The 23,023-nt window shown below is 61.9% G+C and carries 20 protein-coding genes; 5 read left to right on the forward strand and 15 right to left on the reverse strand.

Annotated elements, in window-relative coordinates; genetic code table 11:
- Positions 1-190 precede the first annotated feature (190 nt).
- The 5 genes from P0D96_RS24795 to uvrB form a co-directional block, all read right to left on the reverse strand.
- Positions 191-1,597 carry a 4Fe-4S binding protein gene (locus P0D96_RS24795; RefSeq protein ID WP_132375206.1) on the reverse strand — a complete coding sequence of 469 codons (1,407 nt, stop codon included), beginning with the start codon at positions 1,595-1,597 and terminating at the stop codon, positions 191-193.
- Positions 1,594-2,439, reverse strand: a complete 846-nt coding sequence (locus P0D96_RS24800; protein WP_408315901.1) for an FTR1 family iron permease — start codon at positions 2,437-2,439, stop codon at positions 1,594-1,596. Before P0D96_RS24800 ends, P0D96_RS24795 begins: the two co-directional genes overlap by 4 nt.
- 75 nt (positions 2,440-2,514) lie before the next feature.
- Complete coding sequence (locus P0D96_RS24805; protein WP_132375208.1) at positions 2,515-2,847, reverse strand: cupredoxin domain-containing protein; 333 nt, start codon at positions 2,845-2,847, stop codon at positions 2,515-2,517.
- Between the two features lie 102 nt (positions 2,848-2,949).
- Positions 2,950-3,498, reverse strand: a complete 549-nt coding sequence (locus P0D96_RS24810; protein WP_408256007.1) for an iron transporter — start codon at positions 3,496-3,498, stop codon at positions 2,950-2,952.
- 330 nt (positions 3,499-3,828) lie between these two features.
- Entirely contained in the window at positions 3,829-5,922 is a 2,094-nt protein-coding gene (gene uvrB, locus P0D96_RS24815; RefSeq protein WP_408182086.1) for an excinuclease ABC subunit UvrB, read from the reverse strand.
- Between the two features lie 464 nt (positions 5,923-6,386).
- Here uvrB and P0D96_RS24820 point away from each other — a divergent pair, with 464 nt between their 5' ends.
- Entirely contained in the window at positions 6,387-7,586 is a 1,200-nt protein-coding gene (locus P0D96_RS24820) for an amino acid aminotransferase (protein WP_408315904.1), read from the forward strand.
- A gap of 220 nt (positions 7,587-7,806) precedes the next feature.
- Here the strand turns inward: P0D96_RS24820 and P0D96_RS24825 are convergent, their stop codons facing one another.
- Positions 7,807-9,045: a DUF3734 domain-containing protein gene (locus P0D96_RS24825; RefSeq protein WP_408182088.1), complete on the reverse strand. Its 1,239-nt coding sequence runs from the start codon at positions 9,043-9,045 to the stop codon at positions 7,807-7,809.
- 10 nt (positions 9,046-9,055) lie between these two features.
- Entirely contained in the window at positions 9,056-9,853 is a 798-nt protein-coding gene (locus tag P0D96_RS24830; protein WP_132375213.1) for a 3-hydroxybutyrate dehydrogenase, read from the reverse strand.
- A gap of 223 nt (positions 9,854-10,076) precedes the next feature.
- Between P0D96_RS24830 and P0D96_RS24835 the strand changes: the two genes are divergently transcribed.
- Positions 10,077-11,048 (forward strand): potassium channel beta subunit family protein, encoded by a 972-nt coding sequence (locus P0D96_RS24835; protein WP_408182089.1) that lies wholly within the window; start codon positions 10,077-10,079, stop codon positions 11,046-11,048.
- 127 nt (positions 11,049-11,175) lie between these two features.
- On the opposite strand, the gene P0D96_RS24840 is transcribed toward P0D96_RS24835, so the two are convergent.
- Complete coding sequence (locus P0D96_RS24840) at positions 11,176-11,319, reverse strand: hypothetical protein (protein ID WP_408280672.1); 144 nt, start codon at positions 11,317-11,319, stop codon at positions 11,176-11,178.
- On the opposite strand from P0D96_RS24840, the gene P0D96_RS24845 reads away from it, so the two are divergent.
- Positions 11,260-12,108 carry a 23S rRNA (adenine(2030)-N(6))-methyltransferase RlmJ gene (locus P0D96_RS24845; protein WP_507028609.1) on the forward strand — a complete coding sequence of 283 codons (849 nt, stop codon included), beginning with the start codon at positions 11,260-11,262 and terminating at the stop codon, positions 12,106-12,108. The genes P0D96_RS24840 and P0D96_RS24845 overlap by 60 nt on opposite strands.
- 168 nt (positions 12,109-12,276) lie before the next feature.
- Here the strand turns inward: P0D96_RS24845 and P0D96_RS24850 are convergent, their stop codons facing one another.
- The 4 genes from P0D96_RS24850 to cueR all read right to left on the reverse strand — a co-directional run bounded on the left by P0D96_RS24850 (position 12,277) and on the right by cueR (position 15,110).
- Positions 12,277-13,317: an ABC transporter substrate-binding protein gene (locus P0D96_RS24850; RefSeq protein WP_408182091.1), complete on the reverse strand. Its 1,041-nt coding sequence runs from the start codon at positions 13,315-13,317 to the stop codon at positions 12,277-12,279.
- A 343-nt stretch (positions 13,318-13,660) separates the two neighbouring features.
- A complete protein-coding gene (locus P0D96_RS24855; protein WP_408182092.1) occupies positions 13,661-14,005 on the reverse strand; it encodes a hypothetical protein in 345 nt (114 codons plus the stop codon).
- Between the two features lie 230 nt (positions 14,006-14,235).
- Positions 14,236-14,382: a DUF3563 family protein gene (locus P0D96_RS24860; protein ID WP_012432419.1), complete on the reverse strand. Its 147-nt coding sequence runs from the start codon at positions 14,380-14,382 to the stop codon at positions 14,236-14,238.
- Between the two features lie 305 nt (positions 14,383-14,687).
- Positions 14,688-15,110 carry a Cu(I)-responsive transcriptional regulator gene (gene cueR, locus P0D96_RS24865; protein ID WP_132375218.1) on the reverse strand — a complete coding sequence of 141 codons (423 nt, stop codon included), beginning with the start codon at positions 15,108-15,110 and terminating at the stop codon, positions 14,688-14,690.
- Positions 15,111-15,236: 126 nt separating this feature from the next.
- Here cueR and P0D96_RS24870 point away from each other — a divergent pair, with 126 nt between their 5' ends.
- Both P0D96_RS24870 and P0D96_RS24875 read left to right on the forward strand, forming a co-directional pair.
- On the forward strand, positions 15,237-15,488 hold the full coding sequence (locus P0D96_RS24870) for a heavy-metal-associated domain-containing protein (RefSeq protein ID WP_408315907.1): 252 nt from the start codon (positions 15,237-15,239) through the stop codon (positions 15,486-15,488).
- 13 nt (positions 15,489-15,501) lie between these two features.
- The gene (locus tag P0D96_RS24875; RefSeq protein ID WP_408315910.1) at positions 15,502-16,422 is read left to right on the forward strand and encodes a dTDP-4-dehydrorhamnose reductase family protein; all 921 of its coding nucleotides are present in this window, start codon (positions 15,502-15,504) and stop codon (positions 16,420-16,422) included.
- 117 nt (positions 16,423-16,539) lie between these two features.
- Here P0D96_RS24875 and P0D96_RS24880 read toward each other — a convergent pair whose 3' ends face one another.
- From P0D96_RS24880 to imuA, 3 genes are read right to left on the reverse strand one after another with little or no spacing between them, the layout of a single operon-like run.
- Complete coding sequence (locus P0D96_RS24880; RefSeq protein WP_408315912.1) at positions 16,540-20,118, reverse strand: error-prone DNA polymerase; 3,579 nt, start codon at positions 20,116-20,118, stop codon at positions 16,540-16,542.
- 5 nt (positions 20,119-20,123) lie between these two features.
- The gene (locus P0D96_RS24885) at positions 20,124-21,911 is read right to left on the reverse strand and encodes a Y-family DNA polymerase (protein WP_408315915.1); all 1,788 of its coding nucleotides are present in this window, start codon (positions 21,909-21,911) and stop codon (positions 20,124-20,126) included.
- Positions 21,811-22,650: a translesion DNA synthesis-associated protein ImuA gene (gene imuA / locus P0D96_RS24890; protein WP_408315918.1), complete on the reverse strand. Its 840-nt coding sequence runs from the start codon at positions 22,648-22,650 to the stop codon at positions 21,811-21,813. Before imuA ends, P0D96_RS24885 begins: the two co-directional genes overlap by 101 nt.
- Positions 22,651-23,023 lie beyond the last annotated feature (373 nt).

Consider the following 23,023-nt stretch of genomic DNA (forward strand, 5'->3'; position numbering starts at 1 on the left):
CCCTTCGTGCAGACACCAAGCCAGCCGTCGCAGCAAGCCAGGCCGCTTTTTTTGGTTCTCACTCGATACGGCAGCACGCAACGCCGTGTGCCGATCATGCGGAAAATGGAAAAGCCGTGGGATGTTGTCATCTCCACGGCTTTTTGTTTTGTGCCGGCGCTAACTACTGCGACCGTAAGCGTTGAATGCGCTACTTCGAAGCCCAGCCCCAGAACATCAACCACCACGCGCTATCGACCACGGCCAGTGCCGCGGCAAACCACACCATCGCGAGGCCGCGTTGAACGAAACGCTCGCTATAGCGGCGCGTGACGAGCCAGGCGAGCCATGCGCTCCACAGATTGGCAATTGCCAGAATCGCGATGCGCATATCCGACGCCCACCACAACGACACATGCTCCGCGCGCAACAGCGACAGCGTGGTAGCGGACAGGCCGAGGAACACGCCCGCGCCGGCAATCGGAATCAGCCCTTGCGTCAAATGATGCAGACGCACGGTATTGAAGCGCCCCAGCATGCGCGTCGCGCCCATCAGCAGCACTAGCAGCGCGGTGCCGTACACCAGTGCCGTGGCGAGGATGTAGCCGATCACCATCGTGCCGTCGAGCCACGAGAACACGTCGTTCTGTTCAGGGTAATGCGTGAACAGGAACCACGGCGCGTTGGTGTCGAGCGGCCAGGTGATGTCGTGATCGACCAGCCAATTCGCGAAGAACATCTTCAGATCGATGAACCAGCGCGACGCGGTCCAGTGGAACGCGCCGATCGCGATGCCGAGCAGGCCATAGAGGATCAACGCGGTATCCCACGCATTGGCCTGCTTGTCGCCCAACTGGACCACTTCCGACGACGGCGCGCGCCACGTCAACGCAATCGCGTCGCGGTGGCCGCTGCATCGTCCGCACATATGGCAGTCCGACGCGCCCTTCATATTGCGCAACGGCACGAGCGGCGCGCAATTGATTGGAATCACGCGATGCCCATGCTCGCCGTTCTTGTAGGAGCGGCGCCATGCATCTTCATCGACTTTGTAGTGGAACGGCGCGAGGCGCGCCAGAAGCGAAAAAACCCCGTTGACGGGGCACAGATACTTGCACCAGACACGCTTCTCACGTCCGTATAGCAAGCCGATGATCATCGCCGCGAAAGTCGAGCCGCCCAACACCAGCAGCACGGCCTTCGGATACTGGTAGACGCTCACCATCTGTCCGTAGATGGTGGTGATGCCGAACGCGACGAACGGCCAGCCGCCCCAGCGCATCCAGCGTGGAATCGCCCAGCCTCGCCCGTATTTGCTGGCGAATTCGGCGAGCGCGCCTTCGGGGCACAGCACGCCACACCAGACGCGGCCGAGCATGACCATCGAGAGCAAGACGAACGGCCACCAGATACCCCAGAACACGAACTGCGCGGCGAGCGTCAGGTTGTTCCACAGGTGCGCCGTGTCGTCCGGCAGCGGCATCACGGCCGGCACCAGAATCAGAAACGCGTACACCGCCACCACGACCCACTGAATGCCGCGAATCGCGGCACCGTGACGTTGCATCCACTGCCCGGCCGCCGCGAGGCGCCCCGGACGGGTCATGACCGTGCTCATGCCGTGCGCCCGGCGGCTTGCGGCGCCGGCTTGCGATTCGCGCGGCGCACCAGCAGATAGACGACCGCCCAATACGCCACATAGGCGATCAGATTCATCAGCGCCGGGTGAGCGCGATAGCCGGTGAGCGTGGCGACCAGCGAACCGAAGGTGCTCGAATCATCGAGGATCGCCGATGAATTCCACATCTGGTCGACGATCGTCGGCAGGATTTCCTTGTCGATCAGCTTGTCGACACCGGTCTGGAACAGACCCGCGCCGAGAAACAGCAGCATGATTTCCGTGATGCGGAAAAAGAGCCGCCACGAGAAGATCTTGCCGCCCAGTTGCAGCACGTAGAAGGTCAGGAATGCGAGCGCCAGGCCGATCACGACCGCGAGCGTCTGGCTGGCGTCCACGTGACCCGACTGGCCGAAGCCGAGCCCGTACAGAAAGATCACCGTCTCGCTGCCTTCACGCGCAATGGCCAACGCCACCAGCAATGCGACGCCCCACCAGTTCGAATCGCGCTGGCTCTTTTGCAGCGACTGTTCCATGTCGCGCTTGAGCGTGCGGCCGTGCCGCTTCATCCACAGCACCATTTGCACGATCAGCACGCAGGCGACCAGCACCATCGCGGTCTGGAAATAATCCTGCGCGTTACCGGAGAGCACTTCGGTGAAGCCGACCAGCGCGGCGCCGAGCGCCACCGCCGCTATCACGCCAGCCGCCACGCCGCCCCACAGGTACGGCAAACCGCGGCGCGCGTCGTCGTCGCCATTTTTCAGCCACGCGTACAGGATGCCGACGACCAGCAACGCCTCGACACTTTCCCGCCATACGATGAATAGAATCTGACCCATCAAGCTCTCCCTCTACCTGCTTCTGCTTCCAGCGAACGCGGACCTGATGACGGCCGGCGCTCGCGTCCCAAGCCACTACTTCGCGACGATGACGCCCTGCGCCTGCTGGTGGAAATCGTCGAAAAACTTGTATTCGCCCGGCTCGAGCGGCGCGATCACGACGAACGAATCCGCGCCCGGCGCCAACACCTTTTCTTTGCGCAATTGCACGCTTTCGAATTCGGCCGCGCCTTTGCCGGTGTTGCGCACTTCGATCTTGATACGCTGCCCCGCCGGCACTTCGATGCGGGCCGGGTTCAGCTTGCCGTCGTTCATTTCCAGCTTGAAGGTCGGCAGGTCGGCTGCATGGGCCGCGCCCGCCAGCAAAGCCGTGGCGGCGAAGATCGCGATCTTTCGGTTGATTCTCATTAGCCCTTCCGGAAAACGCGGCGCGTTGGCATTCAACCGCCAACGCGCCGCCTGCTGCATTGGCTCGCTCAGCTCATTCGGTCATTCACTCACGCGCGGCGATCAGTAGCCGCCCTTCTTGCCGATTCCGGCGAAGGTGAAGTCGTATTCGAGCGTGATCGGCTTGAACCACGGACCCACGCCGGTTTCCTTGTCGACGTGGCGGCCGAAAGCCATATGGCCCGTTTGCATCGGCGCCTCGACGATCATCTTCAGGTGATATTTGCCCGGGCCTTGCAGCTTGACGTTGTCGCCATAGTGCGGACCGTCGTTGGCGACCATCGCCATCAGGTCGCCCTTCTGCGTCTGGGTCGAACCGGCTTTCGTCAGTTCATAGTGCACTTGCAGATACGGCATCCAGTCGCCTTCGGCGAAACCGGTCGGGTTGTTCTTGACCGCGTGAATGTCCGCTTCGAGGTGGATGTCCGAATCCGAGGCTTTGCGCATCATGCCTTCGGGTTCCATCGTGATCGGCTGCAGATAGACCGCGTTGATTTCCATGCCGCCATGAATCTGCTGCTTGCCGATCGGATATTCCGCCGCCGCTGCCGAGAAAGCCGCCACTGCGGCCAGCGCTGCTGCGCCACCGCGCACAAATGAAGAAATCCGCATTGAAACTCCTTGTTTTTATCAGACTGGAATCGAACCCATTGGAACAGTGCGTCGCGCATACCTCGATGCAGCGGTCGCGGGCGTTGAGCACCGCGATCGATCGCCAGCCAGGCGGCAGTACGAACGTTAATGCGAACCATTCTCAATATTGGTCGAGTTTATCATCGATCGCAAGGGAGAACAAATCAGAACGCACGCAAAGCCTTGTGGCAGCAGGGTCTTAAGGCGGTCTTAAGAAAGTGCTGGAATGGAATGATGCGAGGCCGGGCGAGTGCCCGGCATTGATCGACAGGGCGCGGCACGTTGCCGCGCCCCGAGGCGGAAGGACGACTAGTCGACGCCCGACACGTGGTCGCCGACGTTCGCGCCGAACACGCGCTGGCGCAGCAACGCGAGTTGGTCGCGGGTCTGCGCGGCCTTCTCGAACTCGAGGTTCTTGGCGTGCTCCATCATCTGCTTTTCGAGGCGCTTGAGTTCCTTGGCAAGCTGCTTCTCGGACATGTCCTCGAATTTCGCGCGCGCCTGCTGTTCCTTCAGTTCGGCGCGAGCATCGTCGACGTTGTACACGCCGTCGATAATGTCGCGAATGCGCTTGACCACCCCGCGCGGCGTAATGCCGTTCTCGAGGTTGAAGGCGATCTGCTTGTTACGCCGCCGCTCGGTTTCGTCGATCGCGCGACGCATCGAGTCGGTGACCTTGTCCGCGTAGAGAATCGCTTTGCCGTTCACATTCCGCGCCGCCCGTCCGATGGTCTGGATCAGCGAGCGCTCAGCGCGCAGAAAACCTTCCTTGTCCGCATCGAGAATCGCGACCAGCGACACTTCCGGAATATCCAGCCCTTCGCGCAACAGGTTGATCCCCACCAGAACGTCGAAGGTGCCGAGACGCAGATCGCGGATGATTTCGACGCGCTCCACCGTGTCGATGTCGCTGTGTAGATAGCGCACCTTGACGCCGTGATCAGCCAGAAACTCCGTCAACTGCTCGGCCATGCGCTTGGTCAGCACCGTGACCAGCACGCGGTCGCCCACCTTGACGCGCTCGTTGATCTCGCCGAGCACGTCGTCGACCTGGCTGCGCGCCGGCCGCACCTCGATTTCCGGATCGACGAGGCCAGTCGGACGCACCAGTTGCTCCGCCACCTGCCCTGCCGTCTTCTGCTCGTAGTCGGCCGGCGTGGCCGACACGAACACCACCTGGCGCATTTTGCGTTCGAACTCGTTGAACTTGAGCGGCCGGTTGTCGAGCGCCGACGGCAGACGGAAGCCGTAATCGACCAGATTCTCCTTACGCGCACGGTCGCCGTTGTACATGCCGTTCAACTGGCCGATCAGCACGTGTGATTCGTCGAGCATCATGATCGCGTCCGACGGCAGGTAGTCGACCAGCGTAGGCGGCGGCTCGCCGGGCGCGGCGCCGGAGAAGTGCCGCGAATAGTTTTCGATGCCTTTGCAGAAGCCCAGCTCCTGCAACATTTCCAGATCGAAGCGCGTGCGCTGTTCGAGCCGCTGCGCTTCAACCAGCTTTCCGCCGCTATAGAAGAATTCGAGCCTCTCGCGCAGTTCGTTCTTGATCGTTTCGACCGCGCGCACCACGGTATCGCGCGGCGTCACATAATGCGACGACGGATACACCGTGAAACGCGGAATCTTCTGACGCACGCGGCCGGTGAGCGGATCGAACAGTTGCAGCGTTTCGACTTCGTCGTCGAACAGTTCGACGCGCACCGCCATCTCGGCGTGCTCCGCCGGGAAAATATCGATCGTGTCACCACGCACGCGGAACGAGCCGCGCTGGAAGTCGGCTTCGTTGCGGTTGTATTGCATGGCAATCAGCCGCGCGATGATGTCGCGCTGACCGAGCTTGTCGCCGGTGCGCAGCGTCAGAATCATCTGGTGGTATTCGGATGGATTGCCGATACCGTAAATGGCCGACACGGTCGCCACGATCACCACGTCGCGCCGCTCCATCAGGCTCTTGGTGGCCGACAGCCGCATCTGTTCGATATGTTCATTGATCGACGAGTCCTTCTCGATGAACAGATCGCGCTGCGGCACGTACGCTTCCGGCTGGTAGTAGTCGTAGTACGAGACGAAGTACTCGACCGCGTTGCGCGGGAAGAACTCGCGGAATTCCGAATAGAGCTGCGCGGCGAGCGTCTTGTTCGGCGCGAACACGATGGCCGGGCGGCCGAGCCGCGCGATCGTGTTGGCCATCGTGAAGGTCTTGCCGGAACCGGTCACGCCGAGCAGCGTCTGGAACGCGAGGCCGTCCTCGACGCCTTCGACGAGCGTGTCGATCGCCGTGGGCTGATCGCCGGCGGGCGGATACGGCTGGTAGAGCTGAAACGGCGAGCCTTCGAACCTGACGAATTTGGATTCGTCGAGCGTTTCTTCGGCTTCAGTCAGATGTTGTTCGGACATGGGGGGCGGCACCGGGCCTTGGGCAAAGAACTATTCTAACGGGTTGCGGGAATCGAAGACCGAGCGGGTCTGCGTAGGGTTTGGGGCCGCTCGCGTGGGTAGGGTCCGACGCGATGGTACGGCCCTTTGGAGCAGCCGCGCGGCTTCTCGCGGCTTCTGGTCATGGCAGCCGACGCTCACTACAAGCCATGGCCACGCTTGGTTGCGTGCCGCTCGCTGGGCTTCTCCGCGCGGCCTGCCAGGCAGCGCCGCTATTGCCAGGTGGCGTCGGAGTGCCTGTTTTTCAAGCAAAAAAATCTCTACGAGCGGCGTTGGCGTCCGAAAAACGGTCGCGAATTCGTTACAATGCGGAGTTGCGCTCGCTCGCCGTTGTCCGCCGCCTGTCCGCGTTTTGCGTCGGACGCCGCTGGCCCGGCCGTCCGCGATCGAAGCCGCCCTCTTCTCACTACTGCTGCCCACCCATCATGTCTCTGTTCTCCGCCGTCGAACTTGCTCCCCGCGACCCGATTCTGGGCCTGAACGAAGCCTTCAACGCCGATGCGCGCACCACCAAGGTCAACCTTGGCGTCGGCGTGTACTTCAACGAAGAAGGCAAGATTCCGCTGCTGCGCGCCGTGCGCGACGCCGAAAAGGCTCGCGTCGAAGCCGCGCTGCCGCGCGGGTATCTGCCGATCGAAGGCATTGCCGCTTACGACGCCGCCGTGCAGAAACTGCTGCTCGGCAACGACTCGCCGCTGCTCGCAGCGGGCCGCGTCGTAACGGCGCAAGCATTGGGCGGCACGGGCGCGCTGAAGATCGGCGCGGACTTCCTGAAGCGCCTGAACCCGAACACCAAGGTCGCGATCAGCGATCCGAGTTGGGAAAACCACCGCGCGCTGTTCGAAAGCGCAGGCTTCGAAGTCGTGTCGTACCCGTACTACGATGCGCACACGCACGGCGTGAATTTCGACGCCATGTTGAGCGCGCTGAACAGCTACGCCGCCGGCACTGTCGTCGTGCTGCACGCGTGCTGCCACAACCCGACCGGCGTGGACCTGAGCGTCGAGCAATGGAAGCAGGTTGTCGAAGTGGTCAAGGCGCGCAATCTGGTACCGTTCCTCGACATCGCGTATCAAGGCTTCGGCGACAACATCGAAGCGGACGCCGCGGCAGTGCGTCTCTTCGCTGCATCGGAACTGAACGTGTTCGTGTCGTCGTCGTTCTCGAAGTCGTTCTCGCTGTACGGCGAGCGCGTCGGCGCGCTGTCGATCATCACGGCAAGCAAGGAAGAAGCCGCTCGCGTGCTGTCGCAACTCAAGCGCGTGATCCGCACGAACTACTCGAACCCGCCGACGCATGGCGGCTCGGTGGTCGCGGCAGTGCTCGCGTCGCCGGAACTGCGCGCCACGTGGGAAACCGAACTGGCCGAAATGCGTGACCGTATCCGCGCCATGCGCAACGGTCTGGTCGAGCGTCTGAAGGCGAGCGGCGTGGATCGCGACTTCAGCTTCGTGAACGCGCAGCGCGGCATGTTCTCGTACTCGGGTCTGACGGCCCCGCAAGTGGACCGTCTGCGCGAAGAGTTCGGCATCTACGCCGTGAGCACCGGTCGCATCTGCGTGGCTGCGCTGAATACGCGCAACCTCGACGTGGTGGCTAACGCGGTCGCTCACGTGTTGAAGTAAGGTATTGGCGGGCGCGGGCATTCATTGCACCCGCTCCGCTGGAAATGCTTGTGAAAACGGCGCCCTTTTTAGGGCGCCGTTTTTGTTTGCGGCCTGATTGCGTTTGCAACTTGCTTGTTGCCTGTTGCTCGAGCAAGGCCGCTTTCGACACAAGCAAGGACTGCCACGATTGCCGCGACCCACTTCATTCAGTCATGCGCCACTCGGACCCGTGGCTCCTTCAGCGCGAATCCCGATGGATATCGTGCGTAACAAAACCCGCATCGTTATCCGGCATGTCGAGCCAATCCGGTTGCGCGAGCGAATGGCGGATATCTTCCAAACCGCTTTGCCAATGTTCTCGCATTGTCGACAGACCGAACTGGAAGTCCTTGTAGTGCCCTTCGTACTCCTTGTGCCGGTAGATAAGATGGATCACGTTGTAGCGCTTCGAACACGACAGATCTTCGGCAAGCTTGCACCACGGATCGTCACGCTGATCGGACGGCACGCGATCCAGCACCTCGCGCAACACGTGCCGGAACCGCTGCGACCGTTGCAGCATATCGGTCACGAGACGCGTGCGGCTCGAATACTGGATGTCCTTCACGCGCCCTTGCACGTCGGTGATGTTGTCCGGCACCGGCCCGATCGCGCTCCACAGATCGACCTGGAAGGCGAGCGTGTCACGACGCGGCGTGGACTGGATCACTTCGTAGAGCGGCGTGTTCGACATCAAGCCACCATCCCAGTAGTACTGGCCGTCGATCTCGACCGCCGCGAAGCCGGGCGGCAACGCGCCTGACGCCATGAAATGCTCGGGCCTAAGCGTCGTATGCGTGTTATCGAAGTACGCGAAATTCCCCGTGCCGCAATTGACCGCTCCCACTGAGACGCGCATTTCCTTCGAATTGATCCGATCGAAATCGCAGAACGCTTCGAGCGTGGCCTTCAACGGCGTGGTGTCGTAGTAGCTGGCCAGTTGCGGCGGCCCGGACACGGTGGGCAACGGCGGCGGAAAGCGCGGCACGAAAAAGCCCTTTTGCCCCTCGACGATGGCGCCGATTGCCTGCGTTGCTGTAAAGGCCTTACGTACGGCGTCGCTGGAATTGAAGAGCGCGTGTTCGATAAACGCGGGCAACGGCGGCCCGAAGGCCGGCTGGCAAATCGTCTCCCAGAATTGCAACAGCCGTTCGACCCGCTTTTCGGGCGGATTGCCGGCAATGATCGCCGTATTCAACGCGCCGATCGAAATGCCGGCCAGCCAGTTCGGCTCGATGCCTGCTTCGTAAAGTCCTTGAAAGACGCCAGCCTGATAGGCGCCCAATGCGCCGCCGCCTTGCAGCATCAAGGCAACGGTTTCGTAGTTGGGCAAATGGAGGTGCCGGCCGGGATGCGCGGCGGGCGCCGGACCGGCGCCCTCGCCTTCCCCGTCGCCGGGCGCGCCGACGCGCGCCCGCTTGAGATTGCGTTGCGCCATAGGCACCTCCTTATTGCATATACCAGCCGTGGCTCACAATAAAGGACTGGCCGGTCAGCGCCGCCGTCGGGAAGGTGGACAGGAACAGCACCGTTTGCGCGACGTCTTCCACCGTGGTGAAGACACCGTCGACCGTGCCGCCCAGCATGACGCGCTTCACCACGTCTTCCTCGCTGATGCCCAGTTCCTTGGCCTGTTCGGGAATCTGCTTGTCGACGAGCGGCGTGCGCACGAAACCAGGACACACGACATGCGAGCGCACGTTGTGCTTTGCGCCTTCTTTAGCCAGCACACGCGCGAGACCCAGCAGCGCGTGCTTGGCCGTCACATAGGCCGATTTGAGCGGCGACGCTTCGTGCGAGTGGACCGAGCCCATGTAGATCACGATGCCGCCGCGATCGTCCTTGTACATGTGCTTGAGCGCGGCCTTGGTGGTCAGGAAGGCGCCGTCCACGTGGATCGCCTGCATTTTTTTCCAGTCTGAAAACGAATAGTTTTCGATCGGGTTAACGATCTGGATGCCGGCGTTGGAAATGAGAATATCGACCGAACCGAGTTCCGCGGCCACTTTGTCGATGCCTTGATTGACGGCGTCTTCGTTCGTGACGTCCATCGCCACGCCGATTGCCTTGCCGCCGCCCTTCTTGATTTCTTCAGCGACGGCGTTCGCTCCGTCCTGATTCAGGTCGGCGATCGCGACAGCCGCGCCCGCCGCGGAAAGAGTCAGCGCAATCTGCTTGCCGATGCCGCTTGCGGCGCCAGTAACCACCGCAACCTTGCCATTCAGATTCGTGTTCGTTGACGACATCTAGAACCTCCATGCAGTTGATGAGCAATGAGACCACGGGCCGCGGGCGGCGTGAAGTCAGCCAAACGGCATAGGCCGTTCGGCCGAATGCTGCACTGCGGCCAACGCTGCTATTGTGCATGAACCGTGTGAACTCCATCGGTTAAAAGCACATCGAAGCGTATCTCTTTAAACTGGACGTTTTCGGCGGGATTCCGGTGGCATCACCAACAAGGAGCAATGCATGAATTATCGACGTCTGGGCCGTTCCGGCCTGCAAGTCAGCGAGCTGTCCATCGGCTCGTGGGTCACCTACGGCAATCAGGTGGACACCCACGCGGCGCGCGAATCGCTCGCGGCCGCGCGCGACGCGGGAGTCAACTTCTTCGACAACGCCGAGGTCTATGCCGGCGGCAAGTCCGAAGAGATCATGGGCCAGGCGCTCAAGGAGCTGGCGTGGCCGCGCGTGAGCTACGTGGTGTCGACGAAATTCTTCTGGGGACTCGCGGAAGCGCCGAACCAGTACCACACGCTGAACCGCAAATATCTGCTGAACGCGATCGACGCGTCGCTCAAACGGCTGCAGCTCGACTATGTCGATCTGGTGTTCTGTCATCGTCCCGACCCGAACACGCCGGTGGAGGAAACCGTCTGGGCCATGAGCGACATGATCACTCGCGGCAAGGCGCTGTACTGGGGCACGTCCGAATGGAGCGCCGATGAAATCCGCGCTGCTTACGACATCGCGGAACGGCATCATCTGCACAAGCCGGTCATGGAGCAGCCGCAGTACAACCTGTTCCATCGCAACCGCGTCGAGCAGGAATACAAGCGGCTTTACGAGGATATCGGCCTCGGGCTGACCACCTGGAGCCCGCTTGCATCCGGCCTGCTGACCGGCAAATACCGCGACGGCGTGCCGGCCGACAGCCGCGCGCAATTGCAGGGCTACGACTGGCTGCGCAAGCAGGTCACCGACGCCGGCAAGAACAACGTGGTCGGCAAGCTCGGCGAAGTGGCGGATGAGTTGGGCTGCACCGTCGGTCAGCTCGCCATTGGCTGGATTCTGAAGAATCCCAATGTGAGTACGGTGATCACAGGTGCGTCGCGGGTTGAACAGATCGGCGAGAACATGAAGTCCGCCGAGGTGGCCGAGCGGATCACACCGGAGATCAAAACCCGAATCGAGGAAATTATCGGCGACGCCCACGACTGACCGGACTCGCGCGACCGCGTAACATTGCCGTGGCGGTAGCGCGGCTGTGTTACGCGTGGAGCTCGCTGCAATGCGCGGGGCGCGACGCGGCGTCGCGTACAATACGCGACCGCGCTGCACACCGGCGCTATATGTCCGCGTTGTGCAGCCACATTGCAGCCGCATCGCCGAATCCGCCCTGGAGCGGCACGCCCTCTTTCAGCGTCTCCTCATCATGCTCAGCTACCGCCACGCCTTTCATGCAGGCAATCACGCCGACGTTCTGAAACACGCCGTCGTGTTGCAGCTCCTGCGCTACCTCGGTCAGAAGGACAAGTCCTACTGGTATATCGACACGCATGCGGGCGCCGGCGTCTACTCGCTGAAGGAAGGTTACGCGACCAAAACCGGCGAGTTCCAGACCGGCATCGGCAAACTGTGGGGACGCAACGATCTGCCGCCGATGTTCGCCGACTACGTCGACGAAGTGAGCGCGCTCAATCCGGACGGCCAGCTGCGCTTCTATCCCGGCTCGCCGTATATCGCGTGGCGGCAGATGCGCGAACAGGACCGCATGCGTCTGTTCGAGCTGCACACCACCGAAATCGACGTGCTGCGCCACAATTTCCGCGACGCGGGCCGCCGCGCCATGCTCTATGCGGGGGACGGCTTCGACGGCATTCTTGCCTTGTTGCCGCCGGCCCCACGCCGCGCGCTGGTGCTGCTCGATCCGTCGTATGAGGACAAGCGCGACTACACGCGCACACTGCGCTGCGTCGAAGAAAGCCTGAAGCGGTTTCCGACCGGTACGTATGCGGTCTGGTATCCGCAGGTGAGACGCCCTGAGTCGCAGCGCTTCCCCGATCAACTGAAGAAGCTGCAGGACCGGAACTGGCTGCACGTGAGTCTGACTGTCAGCAATCCGCCAGAAGATGGTTTTGGACTTTTCGGCAGCGGCATGTTCATTCTGAACCCGCCGTATACTCTGGCAAAAACGTTGAAGGACCAGATGCCCTGGCTCGTCAAGACGCTTGGCGAGGACAAGGCCGCGCAGTTCAAGGTGGAGTATCGCGGCGACTGAGCTTCTTGTGGTGGGAAGCGAGCTTTTTCGGCTCTGAGCTTTTGTCGGCTACGAGTTTTTGGGGCCTCCGAGCTTACGCGGTTCGTCGAGCCGTCCTAACGTTGTCACCGGCCACGCGCGCACGACGCGCGCAGCCGGTCCGGCTGCTCAGTCAGTCCGGGCCGCCGCCTACTTGAGTTGCGCGTCAGCCTTCCGGGCGAAGTCGTTGGTATAGGTCGCGTTCAGGTCGATCTTTTTCGGATCGAGCCGGCTATCGAACGAAGACAACGCGCGCAATGACGTCGCCGGACCGTCCGCGGGCATCAAGCCGTCCGGAGAATAGGCGTCGCGCACGTTGTGGAAGGCCTCCACATACAGCGCCGAGTCGTTGAGCAGATAAGCCGGCGGCACCATCTTCAGCAGATCGGCATCGCTTGCGGTCTGCAGCCAGTGATCCGCGCGCACAATTGCATTGGCCAGCGCCTGCGTCGTCTTCGGATACTTCTGGATGAAATTGTCCGAGGCATAGAGCGTCGCCGCCGGCATCGTCCCGCCGAATACCTCTTGCGTGCCCTTTACCGTGCGCGTATCGACCAGCACCTTGATCGCGCCACTGCGCGTCAGTTTGGTCATCATCGGATCGACGTTGGAGAGCGCGTCGATCTGGCCGCCGCTTACCGCGGCGAGCACGGAGGCGCCGCTGCCCACGCCGATCGCCGAAATCTCGTTGCGCTGCACGCCGGCTTTGCGCAAAGCCACGGTGAGCACGAGATCCGTCGACGAACCCGGCGCGCTCACGCCGACTTTCGCGCCTTTGAAGTCCGCCAAAGTCTTGAGCTGGTCAGCCTTCGACTTCAACACGGCAACGACGATCTGCGGCGCGCGTCCCATCAACACGAACGCCCGGTAGTGCTGCCCTTTCTCCTGCATGAACAGCGTGTGCTCGAATGCGCCGGCACCCACGTCGGCGCTGCCGCCCACCACCGCTTCCAGCGCCTTCGATCCGCCCGCGAAATCCTCGAGCGTGACGTCGAGGCCTTCGTCCTTGAAGTAGCCCAACTGTTGCGCAGCGAGCACCGGCAGATAGTAGAGGCCCGGCAGACCACCGACTGCCATCGTCAGCGTGGGCTTCTCCGGTGTGTCTTTGGCGAGCGCGGCGCCAGGCAGCGCGGCCAGTGCCAGCAGCGTGACGCAGGCGCCGGCGGCCTGCCGCATCCAGTGAGTCGGCATTCGATGTCTCCTTATTCTGTTTTTCGTTCGATACGGTGGCGCCGGGCTTGATGTGGGGCCCGCGTCGCTAGCGAGAGACCGCGCGATGATTGTCGTCGGACGGTTTCGCACGCGCCATGCGCCCAAACCCCAATGGCGCACGCAGCGAGTCGGCACATATGTCCGATCCCGTGCCTGTGCTCACGCCCAGCAATCACGCGCTGCCGTCGTCGGCGTGTAAGGCGGGCCGCGTTCATCGCGGGCGTGCTCGCGCAGGCGTCCACGAGGCGGTGGGATTAGCCGCGCACCCGAAGGATCAACGGATATGGAACAGAGCTGGCGGGAACGGCCGCGTCGCGAGCACTTATTTCGGCCGAGGCACTGGACGAGGCTGCGGTTGCGGCAGCGGCATGCCTCCGCCCGCAGGCAACTGGATATAAGGCGCAACGACGATCGGGATTGTCGAATTCGGCGCCAGTTCGGCCGGCGTCGCGATCGGCTGCGCTTCGACGATCGGCTGATGCGAAAGCGGCGCGGTCTGCAGCACGGTGCCGCTCTGGCCGTCGTTGATGCCGTTCTGGGAGTCGAGAATCACCGGCTTGCGCGCACTGGTCGACGCAGCACAAGCGCTCGACACGGCGAAAACCGTGGTCAGCGAGGCTGCAATGGTCACGGCCAGGAGGGATTTGAGCGGGCGGACAGGTGACATGGGCGGACCGGTTGAGTGTGGGAAAGCCGGATTTCGTAGAAAACGCTTTACCTTACCGCGACGGTCGCCGCGAGGCTAGTCGATATTCGCCACAAATAGCCCGCAGACGCCGTCGGATTGAAATTTTCGACGTCCAGATGTGACAAAGCCCCGCATGGACGGGGCTTGACGCTTTTACTGCCGTGGCTGCGCGACAAGCGCTGCCGGGTCAAACTTGATGCAGTTGAAACTTACAGCGAGTAGCCGTTGGTTTCGAGCGAGCGGATGCGCTGTTCGAGCTGGACGATATCCGACGACGACGCCAGATAGGCTTCGCGGCGGGTGCGTTCAGCGGTTTCAAACCAGGTGCTCAGCTTTTCAAGTACGTATGCAAACATGATGTTCTCCAAGGATCAGATTGAATCCCCGGTGGATTGGGCATCAGGGATTTCCCGTAAAAGGGTTAACCCGGATTATAGCCCTATAGCGCAACCTGACTAGTGAAATGCCCGCATGACGTGCATTCCGTTTTGGAATGGTGCACGAGAGCGGTGCACGTAACTAGTTGATTTCGCTTAAATTGAGACGGATTTTTTGCAAAAAACGATACCGCCCCATATTTTAACGCACGATATTGGTGCAAATGTCGATTGGATCGCAATTAACTCAGCTACTAGGTTGCGCCGAACGCCAAAAGACCATCTCAAATTGGATGACAACCCTGTCCTGAGACCAGATCGGTATCCGCGAGTCGCTCGATGATCGGACAATCGGGGCGGTCGTCGCCGTGACAATGGTCGGCCAGGTGCGCCAGTGTGTCGCGCATGTCGGTCAGTTCAGCGATGCGGCGATCCAGCTCCGCAACGTGTTCCAACGCAATCGTCTTCACTTCGGCACTGGCGCGCGAGCGGTCGTGCCACAGCGCCAGCAACCGTCGAATGTCTTCGACCAGAAAGCCAAGCCGGCGCGCCTGGCGAATGAAGCGCAACGAATGCACCTCTTGCGGGCCGTATACGCGGTAACCGGCGCTCGTGCGCGATTTCGCCGCCAGCAAGTCGACGCTTTCGTAGTAGCGAATCATTTTCGCCGTGACGCCCGACGCGCGGGCTGCTTCACCGATATTCATGGCTCTTTCCCCCAGTCTATGTACGTCGATCGTACACCTTCCCATGATGGGAAGGTGTACCACTCAATTGCGGATCGGCAGGCATAATTCAACCATCGCACTATCCATTTTTCCGAGGCAATCCCGATGACAATCGAATTCCAGGTAGAAGGCATGAGCTGCCAGCACTGTGTGGCGGCGGTTACGAACGCAATCCGCGAACACGATGAAGCCGCGAAAGTCCACGTGGATCTGGCATCCGGGCGCGTGGCGGTCGAATCGGCGCAACCGGCTGAGACGCTGAAGGCCGCCATCGACGAGGCCGGATACACGGTGACGGGCATCGCGAATGGCGCGTCAAACGACACGACAAACGGCGCGTCCGGCGCCGCCCGGTGAGCGAGTTCACGTCATGTTCAAAGTTGCCGTCATTGGTGCCTCAGGGCTGCTTGGCCGCGCGCTCGTCGACGAACTGGCGCAGCAGACCGGCTGGCAAGTCGTCGCTACAGCTTTCAGCCGGCTGGCGCCGGGCACGGTCGCGCTGGATATTCGCGACGCGCAGGCAGTCGAGCAGTTCGTCGAGCGCGAAGCGCCGGACGCGCTCGTGATTGCCGCGGCGGAGCGTCGGCCGGACGTGTGCGAGCATGATCCCGCACTGGCCCGCGCGCTGAACGTCGACGCGGTGCGCACCCTTGCCGCGGCGGCGAACCGGCGCGGCGCATGGACGCTGTCGATCTCCACCGATTACGTGTTCGACGGCACGCACCCGCCCTACCAGCACGATTCCGCGCCCGCGCCACTCAATGCCTATGGGCGCAGCAAGCTCGAAGGCGAGCGTGCGTTGACTGAATCGACCGACCTCGGCTGCGTGCTGCGTTTGCCGTTGCTGTACGGGCCGATCGTCAGTTGGGCGGAGTCTGCCGTGACGAGTCTCGTGCCGGCGATCGCCGCGTCGGCCGCGCCCGATGGCAAACCCGCCGTCATGGATGCATGGGCGATCCGTTATCCCACCTTCACGCCGGACGTCGCGTTCGTGATCCGGCAGATGCTCGAACGGCATGCGCAGGGCGACGCGATCCGCGGCATCATGCAATGGTCCGGCGACGAACCGATGAACAAGTACGAAATCGCCGTGCGCCTTGCCGAAGCGTTGCAAGTCGGCGCGCATCTGACGCCGCAACACACGCCGACCGATGCGACGCCGCGCCCGCATAACTGCCACCTGGCTTCGAGCCGGCTCGAGGCGCTTGGGATCGGCCGCCGCACACCGTTCGATGCGGCGATCCGGCAAGTGTTAGCCGTGTTTCCGTGGCGAGGTGACGCGTCGGCGTAGAACGCCTCGTCTGGCAGATAGGGCTGGCCACGGCGGCACCCCGTGTCGCCATGAGTGCGATGCGCCGGCACGACGGCCTGATGGCGGACGTGCGGGTTTAACAGCCGCAAGCCGCCCTCAATGAAAATCGCGGCTCGCCGTGGCCAGTTCACCGAGCCATTCGCTGTGATCCTCAAGGCGATGGGCGACGAGATGGATCACCTCGCCTTTGTTTTTCCGTTTCGCTTTGCCTGCCTGGTTTGCGCTCACGCCATTTCCGGCATGGTCGCCGCCGGTCGCCACGCCGTCGTCGCGCTGCAAAACGCCGTAGACCGCGAGCAACGACGAGCCCAGCAAAACCTTGCGCTGCTTTTCCACTAGCGACGGCCAGACGATCACATTGATCGACCCGGTCTCGTCTTCGATGGAAACGAACACCGTGCCGTTTGCCGTACCCGGCCGCTGCCGCACGGTGACGATGCCGCACGCTCGCGCCAGCGTGCCGTGCTGACACGCGGCGAGTTCGGCGGCCGTGCGAAAACGATGGTGAGCAAGGCGTGCGCGCAACAACGCGAGCGGATGGCGATTGAGCGTGAGGCCGAGGCTCGCATAGTCGTCGACGATTTCGCGGCTTTCGGCTGCCTGCGGCAACAGCAGCGGCGCTTCGGCGATCGGTGCGTCGCGCAGCAGTTTGGGCACCGTGTGCTGCGCCGTCACGGCCCACCATGCTTCGCGCCGATGTCCCGCGATACTGACCAGCGCGTTCGCCGCGGCAAGCGCTTCGAGATCGCGCCGCGTCAAGGCCGCACGGCGCGCCAGATCGTCGACATCGGTAAACTGCGCCTCGTCGCGTGCCGCCATGATGCGTTCAGCGGCCCCTTGTGCCAGCCCCTTGATCAGATGCATGCCGATGCGCACGGCGGGACCGCGAGCGCCATAGGTATCCGACGATTGAAACACGCGGGCAGTCAACCGCTGTGCCGCGCGCCGGACCGTCCTGCTCACCGTCAGGCGCCGCAGCGAAAGATCGCGCAATTGCTGCGCGGATAGTACGGCCTGTTGACGATGCAAACAGGTTTCGTCCGCTGAGATCCGCTGTCCTTCATGACCGCGTCTTTCGAATGTCGACTCCCAATCGCTCAGGGTCACGTCGGGCGGCAATACCTTGACGCCGTGACGCTTCGCATCCTGAACGAGTTGCGACGGCGAATAAAACCCCAACGGCTGACTGTTCAGCAAACCTGCCAGAAAAGCAGCCGGTTCATAGCGCTTCAACCACGCGCTGAGATAAACGAGCAACGCGAAACTCGCCGCATGGCTCTCCGGAAAACCATACTCGCCGAAGCCTTCGATCTGTTTGCAGATACGGTCGATGAACTCCTGTTCATAACCGCGCGCCGACATGCGGTCGCTCAAATCCTTCTGATACTTCGCCAGGTTGCCGCTGCGCCGCCATGCGGCCATCGCGCGCCGCAACTGATCGGCCTGCTCACCGGTATATTTCGCCGCAACCATCGCCAGATGCATGACCTGTTCCTGGAAAATCGGCACACCGAGCGTACGTTCGAGTACGGGACGCAACTCATCCTTCGCGTAGTCAACCGGTTCGAGCCCCTGCTTGCGGCGCAGATAGGGATGCACCATGCCGCCCTGAATCGGCCCGGGCCGTACGATCGCCACTTCGATCACGAGATCGTAGTACTTGTTGGGCTTCAGGCGCGGCAGCATGCTTTGCTGCGCACGCGATTCGATCTGGAATACGCCGATCGTATCGGCATGGCCGCACATTTCGTAGACGGCGCGATCCTCGCGCGGAATATCCTGCACCCTGAACGTCGGAAAACCGCGCCTCAACGCGACGAATTCCAGCGCGCGTCTGATCGCCGACAACATGCCGAGCGCCAGCACGTCGACTTTCAGCAGCTTGAGCGCGTCGATATCGTCCTTGTCCCATTCGATCACGCTGCGGTCTTTCATCGTCGCGTTCTCGATCGGCACGAGTCGCGACAGCTTGTCTTTCGCGATCACAAAACCGCCGACGTGTTGCGACAGATGACGCGGAAAGCTGCGCAACTCCTGGGTCAAACGAATCAGGTTCCGCGTGATGTGCGAGTTGGCATCGAAGCCCGCTTCGGCCAGATATTTGGCGACTGCATCCGTGCCGTCCCACCATTGTTGCGACTTGCTGATCCGCTCGATCAACGACGCCTCGAGACCCAGCGCCTTGCCGACGTCTTTCAGCGCACTACGCGCGTGATACGTAATCAGCGATGCAGTCAGGGCCGCCCGATGACGGCCGTACTTCGTGTAGATATATTGAATGACCTCTTCGCGCCGCTGATGCTCGAAGTCGACGTCGATATCAGGCGGCTCGTTGCGCGCGCGAGAGATGAAACGCTCGATCAGCATGTTCATATGCACCGGATCGATTTCCGTCACGTGCAGGCAATAACAGACGATCGAATTCGCCGCTGAACCTCGCCCCTGGCAGAGAATGTTTCTGGAGCGCGCGAAACTCACGATATCGTGCACCGTCAGAAAATACTTTTCGTATTTCAGATCGGCGATCAGCCCCAACTCCTTTTCGATCTGACCGATTCGCTTCAGGTCCATGCCTTTGGGCCAGCGCTCCATCGCACCGGCCATGACCAGCTTGCGCAGATAACTCGACGGCGACTCGCCGGCGGGCACCAGTTCTTCGGGATACTCGTACTTGAGTTCGTCGAGCGAGAAGCGGCATAGCGCGGCGATACGCAGCGTTTCTTCCAGCGTATCGCGCGGATACAGTTTGCCGAGCCGCACGCGCGTACGCATGTGCCGCTCCGCATTCGCCTCGAGCGCGTGGCCGCATTGCGATAGCGGCGTAACGAGGCCGATGGCTGTCATTGTGTCCTGCAAAGGCTTGCGCGATCGGGCATGCATGAGAACGCCGCCCGCCGCGACCAGCGGCAAACCACTCGCTTTTGAAATCATGCGCAGGGCGTCGATCTGAAGATCATCGCTGCCCGTTTGCCAGAGTTCGAGCGCGATCCATGCCCGTTGTGCAGCGAACGATGCGAGCCAATGCGCGCAACGCAGCGTATGCGAGAGCGTCGCCGCGCGCTGCGGCACGAGCATCAGGACGCAATCGGGCAACGTCTTCAGATGTGCCAGATGGGGCAAGGAATCGGTGAAGTCGGACGGACCGAGGCGATAACTGCCTTTGTCCGCACGCGAGCGGGCTAGCGTGATCAGCTCGGAAAGGTTGCCGTAACCGTTGCGGTTGGTTGCTAGCGCGACCAGGGTGCAGAAAGGCTCGCCGGCTTCGTCGGTCAGATTGAGTTCGCTGCCGATGATCAGTTGAGGGAGGGGTTTTAGTGCCTCGGTTTCCGAGGCTCCCACGGTTTCCTGTTGCAACGTTCCGGTTTTTGTCGCGTCTTCCAAAGGCGCTTCCGGTTGCGCAGCCTTGGCCTTTTCCTCGCGCTCTTTCTGCTGACGGTCCCGCTCCGCTTTGATTTCCCTCAACGCCGTGTGGGCGCGCACGACGCCTGCCAATGAGCATTCATCGGTGATGGCGAGCGCGCTGTAGCCGCGCGACATCGCCTGCTCGACGAGTTCATGAGGATGCGACGCGCCACGCAGAAAAGAGAAATTAGTCAGGCAATGCAATTCCGCATACGCCGGCAACTGGGTGGCGAGCGGCGGCTGCGCGAGGAATGATGGCTGGATTAGAGGCATGATGGTCAGCCGAACAAACCCTGCAAATACCACTCGCCGCTGAGGCGTTCGCGGTATACCCAGAACATGTGCCCGCGGTCGTCGGCTGCAACGTAGTAATCCCGCTCGACACGGTTGCCGTCCCACCACCCTGCTTCGATCCGTTCGGTACGCGTGAGCATTTTCAGCGGCCGGCGATAGATCGGCCGCTGGTCGCGCATCATCAGGCGCAGCGGTTTGTCGAGCATCCAGACCGGGCGAGGCTGGGAAGGTAATGCGCTGTCGGGTAAGTCGAGGGATGCCTGTGCGTTGCCGGGTTGCGGTGCGGATGTGCTGGTGTTTTTGGCGTCGTTTGTTTTGGATGGGCGTTGGGGTGCCTGGGTCGCCTCAGCCGCCTCGATCGCGTAGGCGAGCGCCTCGCCGTCTTCGCGCCCTTCCTCCGCGGCAGCGTGCCGCAACTCATCGGTCAGCCAGGTTTTGTCCGCTTTGATCTTCGACCGGGACTTCGCAGGCGAACGCTTCTTGCGCGAAAACGCTTGCGCCTGGTAGGCTTCGACGCGCATTGCCCGCTCGGGACGATGATCGTCCTGCACCGACATCTGCAGCACATTCTCCGGCCCTAATCGAGCGCTCAGGCGCTCCAGCAGACGCGCAATCGAATCGCCATCCGATTCGGGCATGGGAAACAAGGTGTCCGACTGCCCGGCATATTCACCGATCTGCTCAGCGACCAGCTTCAATTCGATGACCGGTGCCGCCAGCACGGTCTGATTCAACTTTTCCCGCAACAACCAGATCAGATGCTCGGCATCACGCGACGGTATGGCCCATGCGACCTTCAGGCTCGATGTCTTCGGTGCATGACGGGACGCCAATTCATGCTCGAGCAGCAACGTATAACCGCTGAGCGCTGCATGATGCGCGCTCAGCCAGCCGGCCAACTGCACGATCAGCCGACGCGCGGCGAACAGCAATGCATCCGCGTTATCGACCCGCGAGGGCAACTCCAGTTGCGCATGAAACGACGCCGGCGCGCGAAACGATTCGCGTGGATCCGGGCGCGCGCCATACGCCTGCGCCAGCAGATCCAGAATGCCGCTGCCAAAACGTCGCACGACACCCGAACGTGGCAATTGACGCAAATCGGCCAGCGTCGTACAGCCGACGTGCGAAAACGCATCGCGATGCGCCTGCGTGACCGGCAGCAGTGAGACGGATAAGCCATCGAGGACGCGCGCAAGCGACGTCTCCTTGACCACGTGCCAGCGATGGCCCTGCCGAACGGCGCGCGCCTGCGCCAACAGCCACGCTCCCCAGGCGGTCGGCGCACAGGCGATGCGCGCCGTATAGCCGAACTCCGCCACCGTGGCAGACACCCGCGACAACAACGCGCGCAAGCCGCCGAACAATCTCAAACCCGAGCCGACTTCCAGCAACAGGGTATGCGCGTCGGCAAGCGACACTTTCGGCGTGTATGTCAGCAAGGCAAGCGCTATGGCTTCGAATGCCTGAGTTTCGCGGGCGGCATCGGCGGCAAGCAGTTCAAGCCCCGGCGCCAACGCCAAGGCGTACGAACGCGAATGACCCGCATGCACGCCGGCACGCAGCGCGTCGAGATCCGGCATCAGGATGTGCGCGTGATCGGCTAGGGCGTAACAACGCCCTCCACCGATGTCTTCGGCATCGTGAAGTTGGCTTGTCTCGTCGCGCGACTCACGCCGATTCGGCTTCGCGAGCGAACCATCCTGGAGCGGCGCGAGAGGCTTCACCGCTTCCAGCGACAAGAGTGGCAATGTGACTGCGATCCACAGCATGTTTGATCTCTGGCCCTTGATGACGGTCGAGTCCGTCTTCCGGCAACAAGACGCTTTGTAAAGGCAAAACGAGACGAAGAGGCTCGGCTAGCGGCGGCCCGCGACGCTTGAAGATGTCGATCGACAAACCAATCTCCTGCAGCCATTGACGACGGTTGATCGTCTGCGCATTGGCCGGCAAAAGCGGCTCGCAGATCATTCGCAATGGCGCAGGGGAAGATTGCGTGGCGGCCTCGACAGGCCGGATCAAAAATGCCAGCGATGCCGACTCCTGAGCCGCCACTTGCAGGCGCCGGACCTTGTCGGCACGCGCATTCGGCAGCCAAACCAGGACCGCGCCGATGCCATCCTGCTTCAAGGCCTGAGTAGCGGCCCACAGGGCCTGGTCTTCACTCGAGCGCACCCATAAGACTCGCTCGACATCGACACCCCAAGCTCTCAATGCGGCAGCGCATGGCTGATACGGAGGCGCCACGAGCATGACATGCCGCCCGGCTTGCTTCGTCAGATGACGCAGCGCATGAGCTAGCAGCCGTACTTCACCCACTCCACCATGCTCAACCAACAACTCTGTCAGACCGCCAGCCGACCAGCCTTGTCCCGGCAACAACCGATCCAGCGTGGCATAGCCGCTGGAAATCACACGCGAGTCCGCCTCGGCAAGCTCATTGCCCTGCCACACCTGACGCCGTAATTTAGACGACAGCGCGGTCGTCGCAAGCTGAATCGCTGCTGCCATAGACACGCTCTTGAATAGGGAATGCTCCGCCCTGCCCGGCATCGAGCAAGCATGAGGTGACGAGTTTTCACTGTATATTTATACAGTATTTTGGGATGGATGTTAAGATGGAGGGATACAGCCCGGTGGGTGCAGGAAGGGGCTTGAGGAAGTGATGAATGCTGTTTTTAGGACAGCCTTATATCTGTTGAAAACAGCTATTTTTATGCTTCAGGTTGGGCTGTTGTGAAGGGATGGGAGGAGTCGAGGTAAGCGCCCGGTCATCCCGTCTTGAGTTGGGCTGAGGGTCTTGGGAGCATCGTATCCACTTAAAATAGGTGGACGTGAACACTATCGAAGAAGCGCCAATTGGAAGGCGGCGTCGCCGCCGCTT

The organism is Paraburkholderia sp. RL17-347-BIC-D, from assembly GCF_046027915.1.
GTDB lineage: Bacteria > Pseudomonadota > Gammaproteobacteria > Burkholderiales > Burkholderiaceae > Paraburkholderia.